Here is a 22,149-nt window from a genome sequence, read left to right on the forward strand (position 1 = left end):
CATGGATTTTTTGACGCAAAAATGCCAAAAATCAGACTCTGCTACAAACTATCGAACTGCCCAAAAATGGGGCAAATGAGCGTTGCATCGCGCACGATTTTGTACGGTATCAGGCCAGCATTTGTCCAATCCGGTGCCATACGCCATCGGGGACGTACAGCAGCAAGCCCGTCATGGTCAGGTAGCGCGCGCATTTGCCGATGGCCATGTAGGCCACGCTGGGCCAGAACGGCAGCTTGAGCCAGCCGGCCAGGGTGCACAGGGGGTCACCCACGAGGGGCAGCCAGGCCAGCAGCATGGTCTTGGCGCCATAGCGGGCCAGCCAGCGGAACCAGCGCGTGTCGCGCTCCTTGGCGAACGCTTGCTTTGCCCGGTAGCCGAGCCAGTAGTCGACGATGCCGCCCAGGGTATTGCCCAGGGTGGCGACGCCGATGGCGGCCCAGAACAGCGCGGGATTGGCCTTGATCACGGCAAACACGGCCGGCTCCGAGCCGAGCGGCAAGAGGGTGGCGGAAATAAAGCTGATCAGAAAGACCGATGTCAGCCCGACTTCCGGTGCTGCGATCAGCTGCAGCAGCCAGGCGATTGCGGATTCGATCATGGAACACTTCGCGATGCGGTAAGGCTCTCCATTATAATGAAGAGCAGCCTGGGCGCCGCACACATCGCGCCGCCTGGCAAAGGCAGACCCGCCCGCAGTTCCACAGAGCATTATTGTCGCCAGGCTATCCGCCGCCGCGCCGCCGCTATCGACAGACACGCTCCAGACCCTTTCTGGCCCAGAATCACTTGCTTGCAGACTATGAACATCGACTACCTCAAGAAAATCCTGACCGCCCGCGTCTATGACGTCGCCACCGAAACGCCGCTGGAACTGGCCCCTGCCCTGTCGCAGCGCCTGAACAACCAGATTTACTTCAAGCGCGAAGACATGCAAAGCGTGTTCAGCTTCAAGATTCGCGGCGCCTATAACAAGATGTCCAAGCTCAGCGAAGCGGAACGCAAGCGCGGCGTGATTTGCGCCTCGGCCGGCAACCATGCCCAGGGCGTGGCCCTGTCTGCCGCCCGCATGGGTTGCCGTGCCGTCATCGTCATGCCGACCACCACGCCGTTGGTGAAGGTCGAGGCGGTCAAAGGGCGCGGCGGCGTGAACGTGGAAGTGGTGCTGCACGGCGAGTCGTACACGGATGCCTACAACCATGCGCTGACTCTGGAAAAGGAACAGAAGCTGACCTTCGTGCACCCGTTCGACGACCCGGACGTGATCGCGGGCCAGGGCACGATCGGCATGGAAATCCTGCGCCAGCACGCCGGTCCCATCCACGCCATCTTCGCGCCCATCGGCGGCGGCGGCTTGATCGCCGGCATTGCTGCCTACGTAAAACAGATTCGCCCCGACATCAAGATCATCGGCGTGCAAAGCGTCGATTCAAATGCCATGGCCCGCTCGCTGAAGGCGGGCGAGCGCGTGACCCTGAACGACGTGGGCCTGTTCGCCGACGGCACGGCCGTGCGCCTGGCCGGCGAGGAAACCTTCCGCCTGGTGCAGGCGTATGTCGATGAAATCATCACGGTCGACACGGACGCCATCTGCGCCGCCATCAAGGATGTGTTTACGGATACGCGCAGCATTCTGGAGCCGTCCGGCGCCTTGGCCATCGCGGGCGCCAAGGCCTATGTGGAACGGGCTAGCCTGACCAAGCACCCCGTCAACAATGAAACCCTGGTCACCATCGCCAGCGGCGCGAACATGAATTTCGACCGTTTGCGTTTTGTGGCGGAACGGGCCGAGCTGGGTGAATTCCGCGAAGCCGTGTTCGCCGTCACCATGCGCGAACAGCGGGGCAGCTTCAAGCGTTTCTGCTCCCTCATCGGCGCGCGCAACGTGACGGAATTTAACTACCGCATCAGCGATGAAAAAGCGGCGCACGTGTTCGTCGGCATTCAAATTGCCGACAGGCATGAATCCAGCGTGCTGGCGAAGACCTTCGAGGAACACGAATTCAAGACCCTCGACCTGACGCACGACGAGCTGGCCAAGTCGCACATCCGCCACCTGGTGGGCGGCAAAAGCCGGCTGGCGCAGGACGAGCTGCTGTACCGCTTCGAATTCCCCGAACGCCCGGGCGCACTGATGCGCTTCCTCGACAGCATGGCGCCGAACTGGAATATTTCCCTGTGCCATTACCGCAGCCAGGGCGGCGACGTGGGCCGCATCCTGATCGGCCTGCAAGTGCCGCCCGATGAAATGGGAGAATTCGCCCGCTTCCTCGATACCCTCGGTTACCGTTATTGGGATGAGAGCAGCAATCCTGTATATAAGCTGTTCCTCGGGCAATAACAGGTCAGTCGCTTCGCGATCGGAATGCATCCCACCGGGGCGCATTCCCCCGACGGGTCTGACCCCGAAATAGGCTACCATGCGTGCTTGACTGAATTCACGCCACACGACCATGACCACCACCAACGACCTCGCCGAACAATCCCCGCTGGGCAAAAGCTCCGCCTACCGCACCGATTACGCGCCGGAATTGCTGTTTCCGATTCCGCGCCAGGGCAAACGCGACGAGCTGGAACTGCACGGTACATTACCGTTTTTCGGCCTCGACATCTGGAACGCCTACGAACTGTCGTGGCTGAACCAGCGCGGCAAGCCGCAGGTGGCCATCGCCAAGGTCAGCGCGCCGGCTGATTCGCCCAACATCATCGAATCGAAATCGTTCAAGCTCTACCTGAACTCGTTCAACCAGACCAAGCTGGACAGCCCGCAAGCGCTGCTGGCCCTGCTCAAGCAGGATTTGTCGAACGGTTTTGGCGCGCCCGTGCAAGTGGAACTGACCTTGCAGGAAGATTTCGGCAAGCTCAAAATGGGCGAGTTCGATGGCGTGCTGCTCGACCGCCTGGACCTGGAAATCACGCAATACACGCCCTCGCCGCTGCTCTTGAAGGCGGCGCTCGATGAAGCGCCCGTGGAAGAAAAGCTCGTCTCGCACCTGCTCAAATCAAATTGCCTGGTGACGGGCCAGCCCGACTGGGGCAGCGTGCAGATCGCGTATGCGGGGCCGCAGATCGACCAGGAAAGCCTGTTGCGCTACCTGATCGGTTTCCGCGAACACAATGAATTCCACGAGCAATGCGTGGAGCGCATCTTTGTCGATATCTTGCGTCAGTGCAAGCCCCAAAAACTGTCCGTGTATGCGCGCTATACGCGCCGCGGCGGCCTCGACATCAATCCCTGGCGCAGCAACTTCAGCACGGGAGCGATGCCGGGCAATCTGCGCAACGCGCGCCAGTAACGCTAGGCAACACCGCGCAACACCCCAAAACCATGCCAACAGGAATGTTGGCTGTGTTTTAAAACAACGTTGCAGTAGTGCCGCAGAGCATGTCAAAGACGCTGAAAAATCGGAAAATCGGCATTCGGCGGCGGAAAAACCGGCGCGCCGCGTGTTTTTAATCAAGAAATAGCCGATACACGCCGATGTTATTTTTTTGCTAAAATGATGGTCACATTGGCTGTAGCGCCCACTGCGCCCGCAGCGGACGTATACTGTTGAGAATTGGCGTTACAGGCCGCGAAAACAGGCCTATAATTCGGCTCGCAAGCCCTCTGCGCATTGCACCATTTCATTGAGTGTCATGACTAATCTTAGCAAAATACTATCCCTCGAAAACGTCCTGCTGGACCTGGAAGTTTCCAGCAAGAAGCGCGCCTTCGAGCAAGCCGGCCTGATCTTCGAAAACAATTACGGCATCGCCCGCTCTACCGTCTCGGACAATCTGTTTGCCCGCGAACGCCTGGGCTCGACCGGTCTGGGTCATGGCGTGGCCGTGCCGCATGGCAGAGTCAAGGGCAGCAAGACCTTGAAATCGCCGCTGGGCGCCTTCGTGCGCCTGGCCGAACCGATTCCGTTCGAGTCGCCCGATGGCAAGCCCGTCAATCTGCTGTTTTTCCTGCTGATTCCCGATCACGTCACCCAGCAACATCTGGAAATCCTGTCGGAAATCGCCGAAATGTTTTCCGATGACGCCTTCCGCACGGCATTGGCCACGGATCCGGAACCGAAATCCGTGCATTCGCGCATCGTCAATTGGCAACCCAGTCTGCAAGCGGCGGGTTAAACTTCAGGTATTCCTCCACTCCTGAAGAAGACTGCCATGTTGCAAACGCCGCTGACGATACAACGCCTGTACGACGACAATCGTGAAAGTCTGCAACTGGGCTGGTTCGCCGGCTTCCCCGGCGGCGAACGCCTGATCTCGGGCGACGTCTCGTCGGCCGCCGACCAGGTAGGCCACTTGAACCTGATCCATCCGGGCCGCATCCAGGTCTTCGGTCACCAGGAAATCAACTACTATCAGCGCCTGAAGGTCAACACGCGTACCCACGTGATCGGCGAGCTGATCGCCGGCGGTCCGCCCGCGCTGATCATCGCGCAAGGGCTGGAAACGCCGCCCGACATCCTCGCCATCTGCGACGAGCAAAACATTCCCCTGTTCTCCACCCCGCTGCCGGCCGCGCAAGTGATCGACTTTCTGCGCGTCTACCTGTCGAAAAAACTGGCGCAGCGCATCATCATGCATGGCGTGTTCATGGACGTGCTGGGCGTGGGCGTGCTGATCACGGGCGATTCGGGCCTGGGCAAGAGCGAGCTGGGGCTGGAGCTGATTTCGCGCAGCCACGGCCTGGTGGCCGACGACGCCGTCGAATTCTCGCGCATCGCGCCGAACATGATCGAAGGCCGCTGCCCGCCCCTGCTGCAAAACCTGCTGGAAGTGCGGGGCCTGGGCTTGCTCGACATCAAGGCCATCTTTGGCGAAACGGCCGTGCGCCGCAAGATGCGCTTGAAACTGATCGTCCACCTGGTGCGCCGCAACGCGCTGGAAGAAGAAGTCGAGCGCCTGCCTTTCCTGTTTCCCACGGAAGACGTACTCGGTCTGCCCGTGCGCAAGGTCGTCATCCCCGTCGCCGCCGGCCGCAACATCGCCGTCCTGCTGGAAGCGGCCGTGCGCAACACGATTCTGCAGCTGCGCGGCATCGATACCTTGCAGGAGTTCATGGAACGGCAACGCCTCGCCATGAGCGGCGATTAGCAACGTAGGTCGGATTAGCGGGGCAAGGCCCCGCGTAATCCGACAGCATTGTTGGCGCGTGCAGCAAAGAAATACCACAGCCAAAATTGCAATAATTTGTAAAGATAATTGCCTCGGGAGCGCGGTGCCGGTCTTTATTGTATGATCGGGCTATGCATATCGTCCTTATCACCGGAATATCCGGCTCCGGTAAATCCGTCGCGCTCAATGTGCTGGAAGATACCGGCTACTATTGCGTCGACAACCTGCCGCCGGCCTTGCTGCCGAGCCTGGTGCAAACCTTGCTCGACGAAGGCACGCCGCAACTGGCCGTAGCCGTCGATGCGCGCAGCGCCGAATCGCTCGTCAGCTTGCCGCACAATGTCGCGCTGCTGCGTGACCAGGGACATGACGTCAAGGTCATGTTCCTGACAGCCACCACGCATTCGCTGGTGGCGCGCTTCTCGGAAACGCGGCGCAGCCATCCGCTGTCGCACGAGTTGCGCCCGAACCAGAATCCGGCCAGCCGCCGCACCCTGATCGAGTGCATCTCGGAAGAACGCGAACGCCTGTCGGCCATCGAACAGCTGGGCCATGTGATCGATACCTCGGAACTGAGCGCCAACAAATTGCGCGCATGGATCAAGGATATCGTCGCCTCAGAGCGCGCGCCGCTGACTCTGTTCTTCGAATCGTTCGCCTTCAAGCTGGGCGTGCCGCTCGATGCCGATTTCGTCTTCGACGTGCGGGCCTTGCCCAATCCGTATTACGACCTGGCCCTGCGCCCGCTCGACGGCCGCGACGCGCCCGTGATCGCTTTCCTCGACGCGCAACCGAGCGCGCTGGAGCTGCTGGCCGACATCCGCGCCTTCATCGAAAAATGGTTGCCGTCGTTCAAGTCCGACAACCGCAGCTATTTGACGGTGGCGCTGGGCTGCACGGGCGGCCAGCACCGTTCCGTGTACATGGCGGAACGGCTGGCGCAGTATTTCGGCCCCAAAGAAAGAGTCGTGCTGCGCCACCGCGAGCGCTCTTAATCAGTCGAGGTGGCGCAGCGGATGGGCTTGCGCCGGCCACACGGGGGCGAAGAAACGCGCCACCATGGCCGCGTCGACCCCGTCCAGGCTGGCAGGCTGCCAGCGCGGGGCATTGTCCTTGTCGACCACCAGCGCGCGCACGCCCTCGAGCACTTCGCCATGTTCGAAATTGTGGCGCACCACCGTGCGCTCCATGCGCAGGCAATCGGCCACGCCCAGGTGGGCGCCCCGCTGCAGCAACTCCAGGGTCACCGACATCATCAAGGGCGAGCGCAGGCGCATGGCCGCCAGCGCCTTCGCCGCGAATGCGCCGTCGTCCTGCGCCAGCGAGGCCATGATGGCGGCCACCGAACCCGCGCTGAAGTGGCGGTCCAGCGCCGCGCGCGCCGTGCCCAGGGGGGAAGCGCCCGCCTCGGCCTGGAATGGTGCCGCCAGTGCCTTGATAGCGACCGGCAAGCCTTCGCCCGGCGTGGACTCGAACAGGGCCAGCAGCGCCCCCATCTGCGCCTCGGGCAGGTAGACATCGGCCAGGCCCGTGTAGAGGGCGTCGGCCGCGTTGATCGTCAAACCCGTCAAGCCCAGGTACAGGCCCAGCTGACCCGCCAGACGGGACAAAAAGTAACTGCCGCCCACATCGGGGAACAGGCCGATATTGACTTCCGGCATGGCCATGCGCGTGCGGCCCGTGACGATGCGCAGGCGGTTGCCGGGCCCCGCTTGCGCCACGCCCATGCCGCCGCCCATCACCACCCCATCCATGACGGCGATATACGGTTTCGGATAAAAATGGATCAAATGATTTAAAGCATATTCTTCCGTAAAGAAATCTTCCAGCAAGGCGCTGCCGCCCTGTGGCGTGGCCAGGCCAGCGTCGTAAAAGAAACGGATGTCGCCGCCGGCGCACAGGGCTTTTTCGCTGCTGGAGCGGATCACCACGGCGTCCACCTGCGGATCGTCGCGCCAGGCCAGCAAGGCCGCGCTCAGGGCGCGCACCATCTCCAGCGACAGGGAATTCAAGGCTTTCGGACGGTCGAGCACGATGTGGCCCGTGCGGTGGCGGATGGAAATCTGGACGAGGTCGCTCATGGCAGGCAGGAAAGAAGTGAAAGTGCCAACATTTTAGCGCCTGCGCGGGGAACATTGCGTTCGACAGCTACGGGCGCAAAAAAGGGCGCAATGTGCGCCCTTAGTTGATCACAGCCGGTTGAAAGTCGCGGGCCGCTTAGGCGGGGGCGAATTCTTCTTCCGAACTGTCTGGCAGATGCTTGATCGCCTCTTTACCGTGCCCTTGCACTTTGGTTTTGTATTTCATCACTTGCCTATCGAGCTTGTCGATCAGGGTATCGATTGCGGCATACAGGTCGTGCGCCAGGCTTTCCACATAGACAGTTTTGCCACTCAGACGCAGGTTGACTTCGGCCTTTTGACGTTTTTCTTTCTCTTTGAGGTTATCCACGGTCAGAATCACGGCGATATCGATAACTTGATCGAAATGACGTTTCACGCGCTCCAGCTTCGTTTGTACGTATTCACGGATGGCTGGTGTCACTTCGAGATGATGTCCGCTGATGGTGAGATTCATACACACTCCTAAAGATGATCGGGTTCGTGCGGTCCATCGTATCCGGCCCGCAGAGGAACCGAAAAAAACTTACAAACACTTACGCAGGCTCACTGGCGGAATTTTTAATGCTTCCCGGTATTTGGCAACAGTACGTCGCGCAATCACCATGCCTTGTTCCCCCAGCATGTCCGCAATCTTACTGTCGGATAAAGGATTTTTAGGGTCTTCTGCTCCTGTCAGTTGCACGATCAATGCCCGTATCGCCGTCGATGACGCTTCGCCCCCCGCTTCGGTGGCGACGTGGCTACCAAAGAAATATTTCAACTCGAACATGCCGTGCGGGGTCAGCATGTACTTTTGAGTTGTTACCCGCGAGATAGTACTCTCGTGTAAACCCAGTGTATCAGCTATTTCACGGAGCACAAGGGGGCGCATGGCAACGGCTCCATGCGAGAAAAAGTTCTTTTGTCTTTCTACTATCGCCTGCGCCACGCGCAGAATCGTGTCGAAGCGCTGGCGCATATTCTTGATCAGCCACTTGGCTTCCTGCAACTGTGCACCCATGGCGCCCTCGCCCTTGCCCTGCTTGAGCAAGTTGGCGTACATGGCATTGACGCGCAGGCGCGGCATGACGTCGTTGTTCAGGGTCACTTGCCAGCCATTGCGCGCGCGCTTGACGACGACGTCGGGCACCACGTAATCGGACACGTCCGCAGCGAACACGGCGCCCGGATGCGGGTTGCACTGGCGAATTACCGTCTGCGCTTCACGCAAGTCTTCATCGTCGCAATCGAGGGCTTTTTTCAGCTTGTTGAAATCGCGCTGGGCAAACCAGGCCAGGTGCTTTTCCACGATGACGAGGGCCATGCGCCGCGTCACCATGGCGATGTGCGGCAAGCGCTTGATTTGCAGCGCCAGGCATTCGGACGCATTGCGCGCGCCCACGCCGGGCGGATCGAAACTTTGCAGCAGCGACAAGGCCGTGCGCATCTCGTCGGCATCGATTTCCAGCTCTTCCGGCAGGCGCGCCAGGATGTCGTCGAGCGACTCTTCCAGGTAGCCATTGTCGTCGAGCGCGTCGATGATCAGCTCGACCAGCGCGCGGTCGCGCAATTCGAGCACCGTCACGCGCATCTGCTCCATCAGGTGTTCGCGCAGGGTGCAGTGATGGGCCTCCAGTTGCGGGCGGGAATCTTCGTCGTCGGGCGCCTTGCCCCGGCTCGCCTCGCTCCAGTCGCTGTCGCCGCCATCCGCGGCGGCCGGGCCCTCGCCCGCCTCGCCGTCAAAGGTTTCCGCTTCGGCCGGCGCCGCGGGCGCCTCCTGGCCTGGCGGCTGGGGCGGCGCTTCGGCCGGCGCGGCCGTGGAGCTCAAGGCCCCGTCGGACAGCAGGCGCAGCGAACGGTCGAGCGGATCGTCGAGGCGCTCGAGCAAGGGATTGTCCGTCAGCAGTTGCTCGAGTTCCTGGTGCAATTCCAGAGTAGACAATTGCAACAGGCGTATCGATTGCTGCAACTGCGGCGTCAGTGCCAGGTGCTGCGAAGTGCGCAGCTGCAATGATTGTTTCATTGGCTTACATGCGGAAGTGTTCGCCCAGATAGACCCGGCGTACCGACTCGTTCGCGATGATGTCGTCGGGGCGTCCCGACGCCAGTACCGAGCCCTGGTTGATGATGTAGGCACGGTCGCAAATACCCAGCGTCTCGCGCACATTATGATCGGTGATCAGCACGCCGATATTGCGCTCCTTCAAGAAGCGCACGATGCGCTGGATCTCGATCACGGCGATCGGGTCGACGCCGGCGAACGGTTCGTCGAGCAGCACGAAACGGGGATCGGTGGCCAGGGCGCGGGCGATTTCCACGCGGCGGCGCTCGCCGCCCGACAGGGACAGCGCCTGGTTCTCGCGCAACTTTTCAATCTGCAAGTCGGCCAGCAGTTTATCCAGGCGTTCCTCGATCTCGGCCTTCTTCAAAGGACGGCCTTCGACGGTCTGGATTTCCAGCACGGCGCGGATATTGTCTTCCACCGTCAGCTTGCGGAACACGGACGCCTCCTGCGGCAGATACGACAGGCCCATCTGCGCGCGGCGGTGGATCGGCAGGCTGGAAATGTCCACGCCGCTGATGTCGATGCTGCCGCCATCCGACGGCACCAGGCCGACGATCATGTAGAACGAGGTGGTCTTGCCGGCGCCGTTCGGGCCCAGCAGCCCCACCACTTCGCCGCATTCGACTTGCAGCGAGACATCATGCACGACTTGCCGCTTTCCATAGGTTTTCTGCAGTCCGCGAACGATCAGGGTGCTGCCGCAACGGGTATTGTCCATTATTTCGTTCCTGGCACAGGTGTGGCCGGCGCTTTCTCCGCCGCGGGCGCCTTGGTCTTCGGCTGGATCACCATGCGCACGCTGCCGCCGTCGGAGGTGCTGGTGCCGCTGTCAGAATTTTCCATCTTGAATACTTCCTTGCGGCTGTCATACGAGATGAAGGCGCCATTGGCCACGTCGGTCACTTTCGTGCCTTCCAGGCGCGTCAGCTTGGCCTTGGAAAACAGTTTCACCACTTCCGTCTTGTTGTCGTATTCCACGCGCTCCGCTTCGCCTTCGACCCACAGGTCGCCGGCGCCATCGCGCTTCTGGCGGAACGTGGCCAGCTTGCCGGGATCGGCCCAGAAGGTGATGAACTGGTAGCCTTGCGGGTCTTCCGTGATCAGGGCCCGGCCCGCCTTCATGGTCAGCGTGCCCTTGACCAGCACGACGTCGCCCGTCAGGGTACGAATCTGCTTGACGTCATCGACGTGGCCGCTACGCGCCGTGATGACGGCTTCCTTCTCGGAATCGGCCTTCTCGGCATGCGCCACGCCCATGAGGGCCAGAGAAAATACGCTCAACAGCAAGATGTTCTTCATAGTATGGTTTCCTTGTTTCATTCTGTCATTTTGCCGCCGCAGCCGGGCGCGGTTTCGGCGGGAGGACCATGCGCAAGGCATTCTGCACTTCCACCACGCCGGTGGCGTTATTGGCCTTCATGCCGATACCATTGATGCGCGAGGCGCCCGTCAGGATATCGACAGGCACGTCCGTTTCCATTCTTTCTTCGTCCGGAAACACCGTCAGCGCTTCCGTCCTGACCGTCAGGTTCTGCGCCTTCGGACTGGCCACGCGGTCGATCACGACCTTGCGGTGCAGTTGCAGCCGGGTATTGTCCTGGTCGATATGCGCCAGTTCCGCATTCATGTTCAACGGCGGCATGCCCGGCGTCAGCTTGCGCACGAAGGGCTGGTCGATATCGGACGAATCGTCGGCCGGATAATGCGTGAGCTTGTTGCCCGACACGATATAGCTGGGCTTACCCGTCAAGTCCATGCGCACCAGGCTGAAATTGGTAATGAAATAGTCGGGCTCACCCAAATTCTTGCTGGCCTTGATGTCCTGGCCATTCTTGTTCATCACTTCAAGCAGCCAAAAGCTGGCCAGCGCGACGACGACCGCGCCCAGCAGGGTAAAAATCATGCGCCAGCGATGGGCGCCTCCTGGCTTACGCATAGGGTTTCACTCTTTCATAGGTCACTGGCGGCAAGGCGCACCTCACTCCAGGAACGGCGCCATGACGCGCGCATAGTTGTCCTGGGCGCGCAGCAGGAATTCGCAGATTTCGCGCACCGCGCCGCGGCCGCCGCCGGCCTGCGTCACATGGTGCGCCAGGCCCTGCGCTTCCGGACGCCCGCCCGGCACGCTGACGGCAAAGCCCACGCGACGCAGGATGGGCGCATCGATGACGTCGTCGCCGATGTAGCCGCATTGCTCTTCCGTCAAGCCCGTCAGCGCCAGCAGTTCGCGAAACGGCGTCAGCTTGTCGTGACCGCCCTGGTGCACATGGGTAATGCCCAGGTCTTGCGCGCGGCGTGCCGTGATGGCCGAGCGGCGCGCGCTGATGATGGCCGTCTGCACACCGGATTCCTGCAGCAGCTTGATGCCCAGGCCATCATACACATTAAACGTTTTCATCATTTCGCCATCGGGGCCGAAATGCAGGCTGCCGTCGGTGAGCACGCCGTCGACGTCAAAGATCATCAGTTTGACCTTGGCCGCGCGCGCCAGGTTGTCCGCTACGCTCTCCATCAGATCACCTTCGCTTGCGTCAGATCATGGATATGCAGGGCGCCCACCAGCTTGCCGTCGGCATCGACGACCAGCATCTGGTTGATGCGGAACTGTTCCATCACGGCCACGGCATCGACAGCCAGGCGTTCGGGCGCGATGCTGCGCGGCTGCGCATGCATGACGTCGCGGATCGCCACTTGCGTGAAATCCTGCACGCGCTCGAACATGCGGCGCAAGTCGCCATCCGTAAACACGCCCACGGGGCGGTTGTCCGCATCGACGACGGCCGTCATGCCCATGCCCTTCTTCGTCATTTCTTCCAGCGCCTGCAGCAGCGAAGCGTCCACGGGTACTTTCGGCACCCGTTCGCCGCTGCGCATGACGTCATGCACGTGCGTAAGCAGGCGACGGCCCAGGGCGCCGCCCGGGTGCGAGCGGGCGAAATCCTCTTCCTTGAAGCCGCGCAAGTCGAGCAAGGCCACGGCGATCGCATCGCCCAGAGCCAGGGTGACGGTGGTGCTGGCCGTCGGCGCCAGATTCAGCGGACAGGCCTCTTTTTCAACAGAAATATCCAGGTGCACATCGGCCAGCTGGGCCAGGCTCGAGTTCGGCTTGCCCGTCATGGAAATCAGTACGCCGCCCATGCGCTTGACGACGGGCATGATGGCCATCAGTTCGGACGACTCGCCCGAGTACGAGATGGCAATAAAAGCATCGTCCGACGTGACCATGCCCAAGTCGCCATGGGCCGCTTCGGCCGGATGCACGAACAGGGCCGGCGTGCCGGTGGAAGCGAGGGTGGCGGCAATCTTGCGCGCGATATGGCCGGACTTGCCGATGCCCGAGACGACGACACGCCCCTTGCACTGCAGCAGCAGCGCCACGGCGCGGCCCACGCTGTCGTCCGTTGCCAGGCGCGCGTGCAGCGCATTGATGGCGTCGGACTCGATCTGCAAGGTGGTGCGGGCCAGCGCGACGGCGCGCTCGGTCGTCGCTTGCATGTCAATTCGATCAAAAGCTTTCAGCATTGTTTTTTCATGGGTTACACTCATGCCCAAAGTATAAACGAATTAGGAAAGCAAAAAACTTGCCAGTCACAACAAACAACGATTTCCATTGACCGCACCGGGCAACCCATGTTTTCCTCGCTTGAACTGACCCTGATGTTACTCGGCAGCGCCGTGCTGGGCGTGGTCGCTTTCAGAATGTTGCATTTGCCGCCCATGCTCGGCTATCTGGCCGTCGGCATCGTCATCGGCCCCCACGCGCTGGGCCTGGCAGCCGAGAACGAAGCGAGCCATACCCTGGCCGAATTCGGCGTCGTCTTCCTGATGTTTTCCATCGGGCTCGAATTCTCGCTTCCCAAGTTTCTCGCCATGCGGCGCATCGTCTTCGGCCTCGGCATGGCGCAGGTGGTCACCACCATCATCGCCACCGTCGTCTTCGGCTGGTTCGTCGGGCGCTACCTGTCCGCCTACATCCACCTGAGCTGGCAAGCCGCGTTCGCCCTGGGCGGCGCGCTGGCCATGTCGTCGACGGCCATCGTCTCGAAAATGCTCACGGAGCGGCTGGAACTCGAAAGCGAACACGGCCGCAAGATCATCGGCATCCTGCTGTTTCAGGACCTGGCCGTCGTGCCCCTGCTGATCCTCATTCCCGCCCTCACGCGCGATTCGGACAACCTGGCCGAAACCCTGGCCTGGGCCGGCGGCAAGGCCCTGGTCGTGCTGATCTTGCTGCTGTTCCTCGGCCAGAAGATGGTGCGCGGCTGGCTGACCATCGTCGCCAAGCGCCGCTCGCAGGAATTGTTCATGCTCAATCTGCTGCTGATCACCCTGGGCGCGGCCTGGATCACGGAGCGGGCCGGGCTGTCGCTGGCCCTGGGGGCGTTTGTGGCCGGCATGCTCATTTCCGAAACGGAATTCAAGCACCAGGTGGAAGAGGATATCAAACCGTTCCGCGACGTGCTGCTGGGCCTGTTCTTCATCACCGTCGGCATGCTGCTCAATATCCGCGTGGTGCTCGACAACTGGTGGCTCGTCCTGCTGCTGCTGTGCGGCCCCGTGCTGCTGAAATTCGCCCTGATCGCAGGGCTGGCCCGGCTGTTCGGGTCCAGCAACGGCGTGGCCTTGCGCACGGGGCTGGGACTGGCGCAGGCGGGCGAGTTCGGCTTCGTACTGCTGAATCTGGCTGGCGGCATCAAGCTGATGGACCCGTTCGTCGTGCAGGTGGTGCTGGCCTCGATGGTGCTGTCGATGCTGGTGGCGCCCTTCCTCATCGCCAAGTCCGACGCCATCGTCATGAAACTGGCCGCCAACGACTGGATGATGCAATCGCTGGCGCTGACGAAGATCGCCACGCGCACCATGGCTTCGCAGAAACACGTGCTGATCGCCGGTTTCGGGCGCAGCGGGCAAAGCCTGGCCACCCTGCTGGCGGAGGAAAAGATCGAATACCACGCGCTGGACCTGGACCCGGAACGGGTACAGGAAGCGCAGCTGGCCGGCGCCCACGTCTCATATGGCGATGCAGGCCGGCGTGAAAGCCTGGTGGCGGCCGGTATCTACCGGGCCAGCGCCGTGGTGATCACGTATGCGAATACCCCCTCGGCACTGAAATTATTGCATTTGCTTAAAGAAATGGCGCCGACCTTGCCCGTCATCGTGCGCAGCCACGACGATACCGACCTCGACCAACTGAAAAGCGCGGGTGCGGCCGAAGTCGTGCCGGAATTGATGGAAGGCAGCCTGATGCTCGCTTCGCACGCGCTCATCATGATGGGCGTGCCCCTGCGCCGCGTGGTACACCGGGTGCAGGCGGCGCGCGAGGAGCGCTATGCGTCCCTGCGCGGCTATTTCCACGGTTCCAGCGACGCGGGCGACGATGCCGAACTGGAGCGCCTGCATACGGTCACCGTCAGCGAAGGCGCGCACTGCGTGGACTTGCCCTTGAGTGCGATCGACGTGGCCGGCTGCGGCGCGTTTGTGACGGCCATCCGCCGCGGCCGCGGCAGCCTCGATGTCAGCCCCGAAACGCAGCTGGCCAGCGGCGACGTGGTGGTGCTGCGCGGCACGGCCGACGCCGTGGCCAAGGCGGAAACCTTGCTATTGAAATAATCAGCCGATCTTGCTCAGCTGCTCTGCGGCTGCCAGCTGACGACCTTGTTACGGCCATCGGCCTTGGCCTGGTACAGGGCCTGGTCGGCGTGCGCCACTAGTTGCTGCGCCACCGTTTCGATCGGCAGCAGCGCCGCGTCCGCTTCAAGGCTGGCCACGCCGATCGACACGCTGACCCACGCTTGCGCGCTGCCTGGCAAGTCGAACATGGTGCCGGCGATGCTGGCGCGGATGCGTTCGGCCACGAAGGTCGCGCTGTCGAGGTCGGCGTCGATCAGCAGCACGACGAATTCTTCGCCGCCGAAGCGGCCCAGTGCATCGGAGCGGCGCAATTCCGTGCGGATGCGCGTGGCCACTTCGCGCAGCACTTCATCGCCGCCCTGGTGGCCATGCTTGTCATTGAACAGCTTGAAATGGTCGATATCGATATACATGCATGAGATGCAATAATTCTGGCGCCGCGCGCGGGCGATTTCTTCCAGCAGGCGGCGGTCGATATAACGCCGGTTGTAGACGCCCGTCAGGGAATCGGTCAAGCCGATGTATTTGAGCATTTCATTGCTGATCACGTTTTCCAGGCAAATGGCGATGATGGACGCCATGTGCTTGATGAAATCCGTGCCCAGCGCGGGCGTAAAGCGCGTCACGTCGCTGCTGGCCAGGTTCAGGCTGCCGATCAGGCGCTTGTTGCGCAACAAGGGCACCAGCGCCACGCTGCGCAGAGATGCGATCTGCGGAAAACGCGGGCCATGCACGGCCGCGTCGAAGGCACCGAGCAACGGCGATGGCGGCAAGGCCGCTTCGCCCTCGGCCGCCGGCACCGGCGACGTAAACCCCAGCTCCGCCACGGCATGCACGAACAGCAACTGCGGGAAGGCGCTGAAATCGACGCCCAGCTTTTCCATCACCAGCACGATATCGTCATCCTCGTCGAGCAGGCTCAAGGTGACGCCGTCGAGGTCGGAAATCACGGGCAAGGTGCGGAAAATGGTGCCGATCAACTCGGGAAACGTGGACGCGCTGACGATTTCCAGGTCGAACGCCTGGTGGCGGCACATGATGTCGTGGTTGCGCTCGACCTGTTCCAGCAGGAAAGCCATGCGCGCGCGCAAGGCCTGGTTTTCGGCTTCGAGGCTGGCAATGCGCGGGTCCGGCGGTATTGCTTGATTCATAGAAACCTTAAACCCTTGTGTACGGGCGCCATGCTTAAAATGCCAGTTCGAAACCGATGTCCTGCCCCACCACGATACGCTCATCGCCGCCTTCGGTGACGATGGCGTTCATGCCGAAGCAGATGGCGCCGTCGAGTTCGGGCTTGGCGCGATAGCCATGCATGACGTCGAGCGGATCCGGGCCGGGCACGCCCGTGGCCTGGTCCACCGACGGGATCGGGCAGCGCGAACACGGCTTGACGGGTTTCAAGGTCGTCGCGCCCAATTGCAGGAACGCGGCGTAGTCTTCCTCGAAGGCGCCGATATCGCCGATGACGAGGTTGGGCCGGAAGCGGTTCATCGGCAGCGGTTCACGGCCGGCGGCGCGCAGCTTGTCGTTGACATCGGCCAGCGAGGCGGCACCCGCGATCAGCACCGGGTAGCCGTCGGCAAACATCGTCGAGGCGGCCACGCCATCCGTCCATTTGGTGCTCGTGGCGCGCACCACGTCCGGGTGAAAGCGCACGAGGCGGCACGGCACGCCGATGGCCTGGGAAAACCACGTCGCCGTCACCTCGTCGCAATCGTAGGCGCGCACGGTATCGTCCCACACCTGCACCTCCAGCATCGGTGCCAGTTGCGGATGCGGCAAGCCCAGCTCGATTTCCAGGCGCAGCATGCCCGGCGCGCGCAATTCCAGCGTGCTGGCCTTGATGGATGGCACGATCAGCGCCATGCGCGGATGCTCGCGCTGGGTCAGAAAGCGGCCCTGCGGGTCGACCACCATCCATTCGCGGTCGAACACGTGCTCGCTCATCAGCCCTGAGCGCGTCAGGACCGCCTCGCGCAAATGGATGCCGGCGCACGATTTGATCGGATACAGGATGATGTCGGACAGGATAGCCATGGCCAGGTGGAGAAGGAACAGTGTTGCTGCTTCTGCCAGGAAATTATTCAGAAGCGAAGTATGGCAGCAAAGCGGGCAAGCGTAAATCAGCCAGATTCAGCCAATGAGGCTGAATCTGGCGCGGTAATGATCAATACGTGTAGAAAATACGCTGGATTTCTTGCGTGCTGTTGGTTTTGGTCAAGGCCAGCATCAGCAGGATGCGGGCTTTTTGCGGGTTCAGGGTGTCGGATACGACACTGTCGAGTTCATCGTCGTTGGCTTCGCCATTGCGCGCCACGATGCCCTGGCCGACGCGGCTCGAACGCACGATCAGCACGCCCTTCTGGCGCGCTTCCACCAGGGCCGGCTTCATTTGCGCGGCCACGCTGCCATCGCCCACGCCCGCGTGGATGATGCCCTTGGCGCCGGCGGCAATGAAGGCGTCCATGCCGACACGGTTCATGTTGGCATAGCCGTAGACGATGTCCACTTGGGGCAAAGCGTCGAGCTTGCTGATGTCAAATTCCGATTCCAGGGTGTGCTTGCGCGTCGACTGGCGGTAAAAGAAGGCCTTGCTGCCCTGGATGTAGCCGAGCATGCCCAGTTCCGGCGACTTGAAAGTGTCGGTGGTGGACGTGTTCGTCTTGGTCACTTCGCGCGCCGCGTTGATCTGGTCGTTCAAGGCCACCAGCACGCCCTTGCCCACGGCTTCCTTGCTGCCGGCCAGCATCACGGCGTTGTACAGGTTGATGGGGCCGTCAGCGGAGATGGCCGTCGACGGACGCATGGCGCCCACCACCACGACCGGCTTGTGGCTTTTCACGGTCAGGTTCAGGAAATACGCCGTTTCCTCGATGGTGTCAGTGCCGTGCGTGACGACCACGCCGTCCACGTCAGCGGAGGCCAGCAGCACGTTGATGCGCTTGGCCAGGGCCAGCCAGTGGCTGTTGCCCATGCTTTCGCTGGCGATCTGGAACACTTGCTCGCCTTTCACATTCGCCACTTTCTTCAATTCCGGCACGGCCGCGATCAGGCGCTCGACGCCCACGGTGGCCGAGGTGTAGCCGACGGTGGTGGTGCTGTCGGCGCCGCTGCCGGCGATGGTGCCGCCCGTGGCCAGGATCACCACATTCGGCAATTTGACGGCGGCTTGCTGCGCGCGTGCGGGGGCAGCGGCGATAAAGCCCATCAGCAAGGTAGCCAGCATCAGCTGTGCACAAGAATGGAATTTGCGTGAAAACATGGTGCTCCCGTGAAGTGTACTGTCAAAAATAACAACGTCGTGTGCAAATTATATGTCATCCATGCGCGGGTAAATCCCCAATTCATGCGTATCGCGCAAACGTGCGCGCCCTTGTTTGCGCTACAGTGGCGCCATGTCCACACTGCTCCCCTTCCGCTCCTGCCTCATCCTGCCGCTTCTCTTGATGGCGCTCAATGCCTGCTCCACGCAAAGCGAACTGCGCATGGCGGCGCAGCAGGAGCAGTTCGCGCGCGAGGCGGCCAGTCAAGGCGACTGGGCGCAGGCCATGCGCAGCTACGAGGCGGCCGTCGACAATGTCGAACTGGGCCGGGGCGACTTCACTTGGCAGGCGCGGCTGCATCACCAGGCGGGACGCGCCGCCAGCGGGGCTTGCCGCTACGATGCGGCCGAATTTCATTTCCGCCAGGCCATCGCGCTGGCAAAGAAGAGCGAATACTCGAGCGCCCTCAGCTACAAGGCGCTGATCGACCAATATGAACGCCAGGGCAAGGCGACGGAAGCCCTGGCAGTGCGCAATGAACTGGGCGGGCCTCAATCGGGGGCGCTGGGCGCCTTTGCCGACCGGGAATCGCTGCCGCTCGGCAAGCATTGCGGCACGCCGCCCTAGCACAAGGGGATGCCGATGCGGGTGACACGCACGCTGCTGGCCCTATCTCTCCTCTTCGCCGTGGCGCCCGCGTGCGCCGCAGAGCCAGCGCTACCCTTATGGGAAGCGGGCGTCTTCGGCGGCGCGGCCGTCACGCCCGCCTATCCGGGCGCCAGCGAGCGCTCGACGCGTAGCCTGGCCCTGCCCTATCTGATTTATCGCGGGAAAGTATTGCGCGCCGACCGTTCCGGCGTGGGCGCGCGCCTGCTCGATACGGATCGCCTCGACTTCGATATCGGTTTTGCCCTGTCCTTGCCGGCCCGCTCCAGCGACATGCCGGCCCGGCGCGGCATGCCCGACCTGGGCACCTTGGTGGAATTTGGCCCGCGCCTGAAAATCAAGCTGGCCGAGCCGACGCAGCACAGCCGCCTGGGCCTGGAACTGCCCTTGCGCGCCGTCATCGAAGCGCGCGGCGGCCTGCACCGCCAGGGCGCCACGTTCGAACCGCGCCTCGTGTACGCGCTGCAAGGCGAGCAGCAGGCATGGCATGTCGATGCCAGCGTCGGCGCCGTGCTGGGCAATGCCGCCATCAACGATTACTTGTATGGCGTCAGCCCCGCGTTTGCCACCGATGGGCGCCCGGCGTATGCGGCCAAAAGCGGGCTGATGCTCACCCGTCTGGGCCTGGGCGGCTCCTACCGGCTGCACCGGGACTGGCGCGCCTTTGCATTTTTACGCTACGACAACTACACGGGCGCCGCCAACCGCGCCAGCCCCCTGCTGCGCCAGAACAGCGGCACCTCGGCCGGCATCGGCCTGATGTGGACGTGGCAGCGTTCCAGCCGTCCGGCACGCGGTCCGGACGACTAGCGGCAAGACGGCTTAAAACTCCGTCGTGGCCGACAGCATGAAGGTGCGCGGCGCGCCCAGGCCCAGGCTGGTCCATTGCGGCAGCGCCCAGTACGCTTTGTTGCCGACGTTCGTCACGCTGGCGCGCACGGTCAGGGGCCGGCCGGCCGCGGCGGTGGCATAGCGGGTACCCAGGTCAAACACGGTACGACCCGGCACGGACAGCGAGTTGTCGCTATTGATGTATTGCTTCGATGCCGCCGTCGCGTTCGCCGTCAGGGTCACGCCGGGGATGGCGGGCGTATCCCACTCGACGCCCAGCTTTGCCTGCAGCTTGGGCACGCCCGTTGCCTGCTTGCCCTGGTTGGCGCCGCCCACGGTCTTCCTCAAGACCGGATCGACATACGCGACGCCGCCCATCAGGCGTACGTCGCGCAGGGGCGAACCGAAGAAGCCCCAATCGATGCCACGGTTGCGCTGCTCGCCGCCGAAAGAGAAGACATTGCTGACCGGGTCGACATAGCTGCTGGGCCGCTTGATTTCATATACGCTGACCGTATGCGCGAACTCGCCCAGGTCGGCCTTGAAGCCAAGCTCCGCCTGCTTCGACTTGTATGGCGCAAAGACTTCGCCCGAATTGGCCGCCGTCAACGGCGCCGTGGCGCCCTGGCTCAAGCCTTCGATGTAATTGCCGTACAGAGAAACCGTGTTGCTCGCCTTGACCAGCAGGGCGACGGCTGGCGTGGTGGCGCCTTTGTCGTAACGCGAGGTACGCGCGCCCGTCTTGATGTTGAAGTTATCGCTGAGCACTTCCTGGCGGCGCAAGCCCGCCGTCAGTTGCACCTTGTCTTGCGCAAAGGAAAGCGTATCGACCAGGCCGAAGCTAGCCAGACGCAGTTCCGCCTTGGAAATTTGCGGCGCCTCGAAACGCGTCGCCGGCCCCCAGACGGGGCGATAGATATTCGTGATCCAATCTTTCGCCAAGGTATTGCGGCGTCCGTACTGCTTGTCCGTGTGGTGGTAATACGTGGCGTTGACGGCCCATTGATGGCCGATATCGCCCGTGCGCAGCTTGCCGCGCAAGCCCGCTTCCGCCGACTGTTTCTCCACATCAAAACCCAGGTCCGCAAGATTGGTGCGATAGTCGCCGGCCGTGTTGAACACCTGGATCAGATAGGCGCCCGTCGACCGGTAGTCGGCCTGGCTGGCGCCCACGGCGGCGTAGGCCATCACCTGTTCGTTCACGTCCAGCTCGCCGCGCAGCATGGCACCCTTGTCCTTGGTGTCGTAAAAAGCCCAGCTGGGATTGAGCAGGGTCTCCGGTTTCGGCGGACGCGGCACGGGCAAGCCGGCGGCCAGGTTGACGCCCCGGTTCAAGCCATCGGCGCGGTCCTCGCTGCTATACAGGTCTGCGGACAGGCGCGCGCCGTTGCCACGCCAGTCGAGGCCCACGGAAATGAGCCGGGTCTTCTTTTGCTGGTGGTCGATGGCACCGTCGCCATCGCGGTAGACGCCGTTGACGCGGATGCCGAACTGTTTATTCTCGCCAAAACGCTGCCCCAGATCAATATGTCCTCCCCATTGCGAGTCCGACATGTACGACGCCGTCACCCGCGCCAGCGGCGTGTCGCCCGCGCGCTTGGGCACGAGATTGATGCTGCCGCCCACCGAGCCGCCCGGCGGCATGCCGTTGAGCAAGGCCGATGGCCCCTTCAGCACTTCGATGCGCTCGAACATTTCAGGCGAGGTGCGGTAGTACGGCGATATACCGTACAGCCCGCCAAACGCGACATCTCCGATATTCGAACTGAAGCCCCGGATCGAATAATTCTCGCCGATGATGCCCGTCATGCCGCTGCTGAAGACGGTAGGGTCGTTGGCGGCAATCACATCGGTGATGTCGCGCGCCTGCCGGTCTTCGATGAATTTGTCCGTATAGCTGATGGTGTTGAACGGGGTTTCCATGAAATCCTTATCGCCCAAGAAACCCACGCGGCCGCCGGATGCCACTTGCCCGCCGGCATAGGCATCCGTCACGGTGTTGCCTTTGCCCCACACCGTCACGGCCGGCATGGTTGCGGCCGCCTCGGCGGCGGCGCTATGGGCCGCTTCGCGGCGCACCGTGTAGCTGCCATTGCCTTCGCGCACGGCGTGCAGGCCGTGGCCGCGCAGCAATTCGTAAAAACCCTCGGGCACGCTGTAACTGCCGGCCAGGCCGGCGCTGTGTTTGCCCTGCAGCAGGCCCCCATCCACCGTCAATTCGATCCCCGCCGCCGCCGCGAACGTATTGAGCGCCAGGCCGAGGGTTCCCGCCGGCACGCTGAACGCTTGCCGGGCTTGCGCCTCCTGCGCGTACGCTGAAGGGGCCGCCACGCCCAGCGCTCCCAGGCTCAAGCCCGTGATGAGCGCCAGTTGCACGGCGGTGGCGATACGGCTCAGGTTCAAGGCGGGAAGGTGGCGTGCTGCCATGCGTATTGCCATAATTAAGTCCTTTTCAGATGGGTGATTGCTTGTTCTC

Annotated in this window: 21 protein-coding genes; 8 read left to right on the forward strand and 13 right to left on the reverse strand. The window is 62.4% G+C overall.

The window, feature by feature from the left end; all coding sequences use genetic code 11:
• Nucleotides 1–109: 109 nt before the first annotated feature.
• Nucleotides 110–601, reverse strand: a complete 492-nt coding sequence (locus CSQ95_RS09160) for a YqaA family protein (RefSeq protein WP_046682119.1) — start codon at nt 599–601, stop codon at nt 110–112.
• A gap of 201 nt (nt 602–802) precedes the next feature.
• Here CSQ95_RS09160 and ilvA point away from each other — a divergent pair, with 201 nt between their 5' ends.
• The 5 genes from ilvA to rapZ all read left to right on the forward strand — a co-directional run bounded on the left by ilvA (nt 803) and on the right by rapZ (nt 6,110).
• Entirely contained in the window at nt 803–2,341 is a 1,539-nt protein-coding gene (ilvA, locus tag CSQ95_RS09165) for a threonine ammonia-lyase, biosynthetic (RefSeq protein ID WP_070221646.1), read from the forward strand.
• A gap of 112 nt (nt 2,342–2,453) precedes the next feature.
• Nucleotides 2,454–3,296: an NADPH-dependent 7-cyano-7-deazaguanine reductase QueF gene (gene queF, locus CSQ95_RS09170; RefSeq protein ID WP_070221647.1), complete on the forward strand. Its 843-nt coding sequence runs from the start codon at nt 2,454–2,456 to the stop codon at nt 3,294–3,296.
• A 343-nt stretch (nt 3,297–3,639) separates the two neighbouring features.
• On the forward strand, nt 3,640–4,122 hold the full coding sequence (locus CSQ95_RS09175; RefSeq protein ID WP_034753339.1) for a PTS sugar transporter subunit IIA: 483 nt from the start codon (nt 3,640–3,642) through the stop codon (nt 4,120–4,122).
• A 36-nt stretch (nt 4,123–4,158) separates the two neighbouring features.
• The gene (gene hprK / locus CSQ95_RS09180; protein WP_034753337.1) at nt 4,159–5,094 is read left to right on the forward strand and encodes an HPr(Ser) kinase/phosphatase; all 936 of its coding nucleotides are present in this window, start codon (nt 4,159–4,161) and stop codon (nt 5,092–5,094) included.
• 152 nt (nt 5,095–5,246) lie between these two features.
• Complete coding sequence (gene rapZ, locus CSQ95_RS09185) at nt 5,247–6,110, forward strand: RNase adapter RapZ (RefSeq protein WP_070221648.1); 864 nt, start codon at nt 5,247–5,249, stop codon at nt 6,108–6,110.
• Here rapZ and CSQ95_RS09190 read toward each other — a convergent pair whose 3' ends face one another.
• From CSQ95_RS09190 to CSQ95_RS09225, 8 genes are all read right to left on the reverse strand, one after another.
• A complete protein-coding gene (locus tag CSQ95_RS09190) occupies nt 6,111–7,196 on the reverse strand; it encodes an enoyl-CoA hydratase/isomerase family protein (protein ID WP_099409269.1) in 1,086 nt (361 codons plus the stop codon). It lies immediately after the preceding gene.
• Between the two features lie 136 nt (nt 7,197–7,332).
• Complete coding sequence (hpf, locus tag CSQ95_RS09195; RefSeq protein WP_070221650.1) at nt 7,333–7,692, reverse strand: ribosome hibernation-promoting factor, HPF/YfiA family; 360 nt, start codon at nt 7,690–7,692, stop codon at nt 7,333–7,335.
• A 69-nt stretch (nt 7,693–7,761) separates the two neighbouring features.
• Nucleotides 7,762–9,240 carry an RNA polymerase factor sigma-54 gene (locus CSQ95_RS09200; protein ID WP_070221651.1) on the reverse strand — a complete coding sequence of 493 codons (1,479 nt, stop codon included), beginning with the start codon at nt 9,238–9,240 and terminating at the stop codon, nt 7,762–7,764.
• A gap of 4 nt (nt 9,241–9,244) precedes the next feature.
• Entirely contained in the window at nt 9,245–10,000 is a 756-nt protein-coding gene (gene lptB / locus CSQ95_RS09205; protein WP_034753325.1) for an LPS export ABC transporter ATP-binding protein, read from the reverse strand.
• Nucleotides 10,000–10,581, reverse strand: a complete 582-nt coding sequence (gene lptA / locus CSQ95_RS09210; protein ID WP_070221652.1) for a lipopolysaccharide transport periplasmic protein LptA — start codon at nt 10,579–10,581, stop codon at nt 10,000–10,002. The genes lptB and lptA overlap by 1 nt, the downstream gene beginning before the upstream one ends.
• 25 nt (nt 10,582–10,606) lie before the next feature.
• Nucleotides 10,607–11,218 (reverse strand): LPS export ABC transporter periplasmic protein LptC, encoded by a 612-nt coding sequence (gene lptC / locus CSQ95_RS09215; RefSeq protein ID WP_070221653.1) that lies wholly within the window; start codon nt 11,216–11,218, stop codon nt 10,607–10,609.
• A 42-nt stretch (nt 11,219–11,260) separates the two neighbouring features.
• Entirely contained in the window at nt 11,261–11,794 is a 534-nt protein-coding gene (locus CSQ95_RS09220; protein WP_070221654.1) for an HAD family hydrolase, read from the reverse strand.
• Nucleotides 11,794–12,828, reverse strand: a complete 1,035-nt coding sequence (locus tag CSQ95_RS09225) for a KpsF/GutQ family sugar-phosphate isomerase (RefSeq protein ID WP_070292466.1) — start codon at nt 12,826–12,828, stop codon at nt 11,794–11,796. Before CSQ95_RS09225 ends, CSQ95_RS09220 begins: the two co-directional genes overlap by 1 nt.
• Before the next feature lie 84 nt (nt 12,829–12,912).
• Between CSQ95_RS09225 and CSQ95_RS09230 the strand changes: the two genes are divergently transcribed.
• On the forward strand, nt 12,913–14,892 hold the full coding sequence (locus tag CSQ95_RS09230) for a monovalent cation:proton antiporter family protein (RefSeq protein WP_099409270.1): 1,980 nt from the start codon (nt 12,913–12,915) through the stop codon (nt 14,890–14,892).
• 14 nt (nt 14,893–14,906) lie between these two features.
• On the opposite strand, the gene CSQ95_RS09235 is transcribed toward CSQ95_RS09230, so the two are convergent.
• The 3 genes from CSQ95_RS09235 to CSQ95_RS09245 form a co-directional block, all read right to left on the reverse strand.
• Nucleotides 14,907–16,064: a diguanylate cyclase gene (locus tag CSQ95_RS09235; protein WP_070221656.1), complete on the reverse strand. Its 1,158-nt coding sequence runs from the start codon at nt 16,062–16,064 to the stop codon at nt 14,907–14,909.
• A gap of 34 nt (nt 16,065–16,098) precedes the next feature.
• On the reverse strand, nt 16,099–16,950 hold the full coding sequence (locus tag CSQ95_RS09240; protein ID WP_099409271.1) for an MOSC domain-containing protein: 852 nt from the start codon (nt 16,948–16,950) through the stop codon (nt 16,099–16,101).
• 130 nt (nt 16,951–17,080) lie between these two features.
• Entirely contained in the window at nt 17,081–18,121 is a 1,041-nt protein-coding gene (locus CSQ95_RS09245) for a type II asparaginase (protein ID WP_257218005.1), read from the reverse strand.
• A 187-nt stretch (nt 18,122–18,308) separates the two neighbouring features.
• On the opposite strand from CSQ95_RS09245, the gene CSQ95_RS09250 reads away from it, so the two are divergent.
• Both CSQ95_RS09250 and CSQ95_RS09255 read left to right on the forward strand, forming a co-directional pair.
• Nucleotides 18,309–18,803 carry a tetratricopeptide repeat protein gene (locus tag CSQ95_RS09250; RefSeq protein WP_143449929.1) on the forward strand — a complete coding sequence of 165 codons (495 nt, stop codon included), beginning with the start codon at nt 18,309–18,311 and terminating at the stop codon, nt 18,801–18,803.
• A 15-nt stretch (nt 18,804–18,818) separates the two neighbouring features.
• Nucleotides 18,819–19,652, forward strand: coding sequence for a MipA/OmpV family protein (locus tag CSQ95_RS09255; protein WP_099409339.1), 834 nt, complete (start codon nt 18,819–18,821; stop codon nt 19,650–19,652).
• A 12-nt stretch (nt 19,653–19,664) separates the two neighbouring features.
• Here the strand turns inward: CSQ95_RS09255 and CSQ95_RS09260 are convergent, their stop codons facing one another.
• Complete coding sequence (locus CSQ95_RS09260) at nt 19,665–22,100, reverse strand: TonB-dependent receptor (RefSeq protein WP_180279004.1); 2,436 nt, start codon at nt 22,098–22,100, stop codon at nt 19,665–19,667.
• Between the last annotated feature and the right edge of the window lie 49 nt (nt 22,101–22,149).

Origin of the sequence: Janthinobacterium sp. BJB304 (genome assembly GCF_002735765.1) — a bacterium.
Lineage (GTDB): Bacteria > Pseudomonadota > Gammaproteobacteria > Burkholderiales > Burkholderiaceae_D > Janthinobacterium.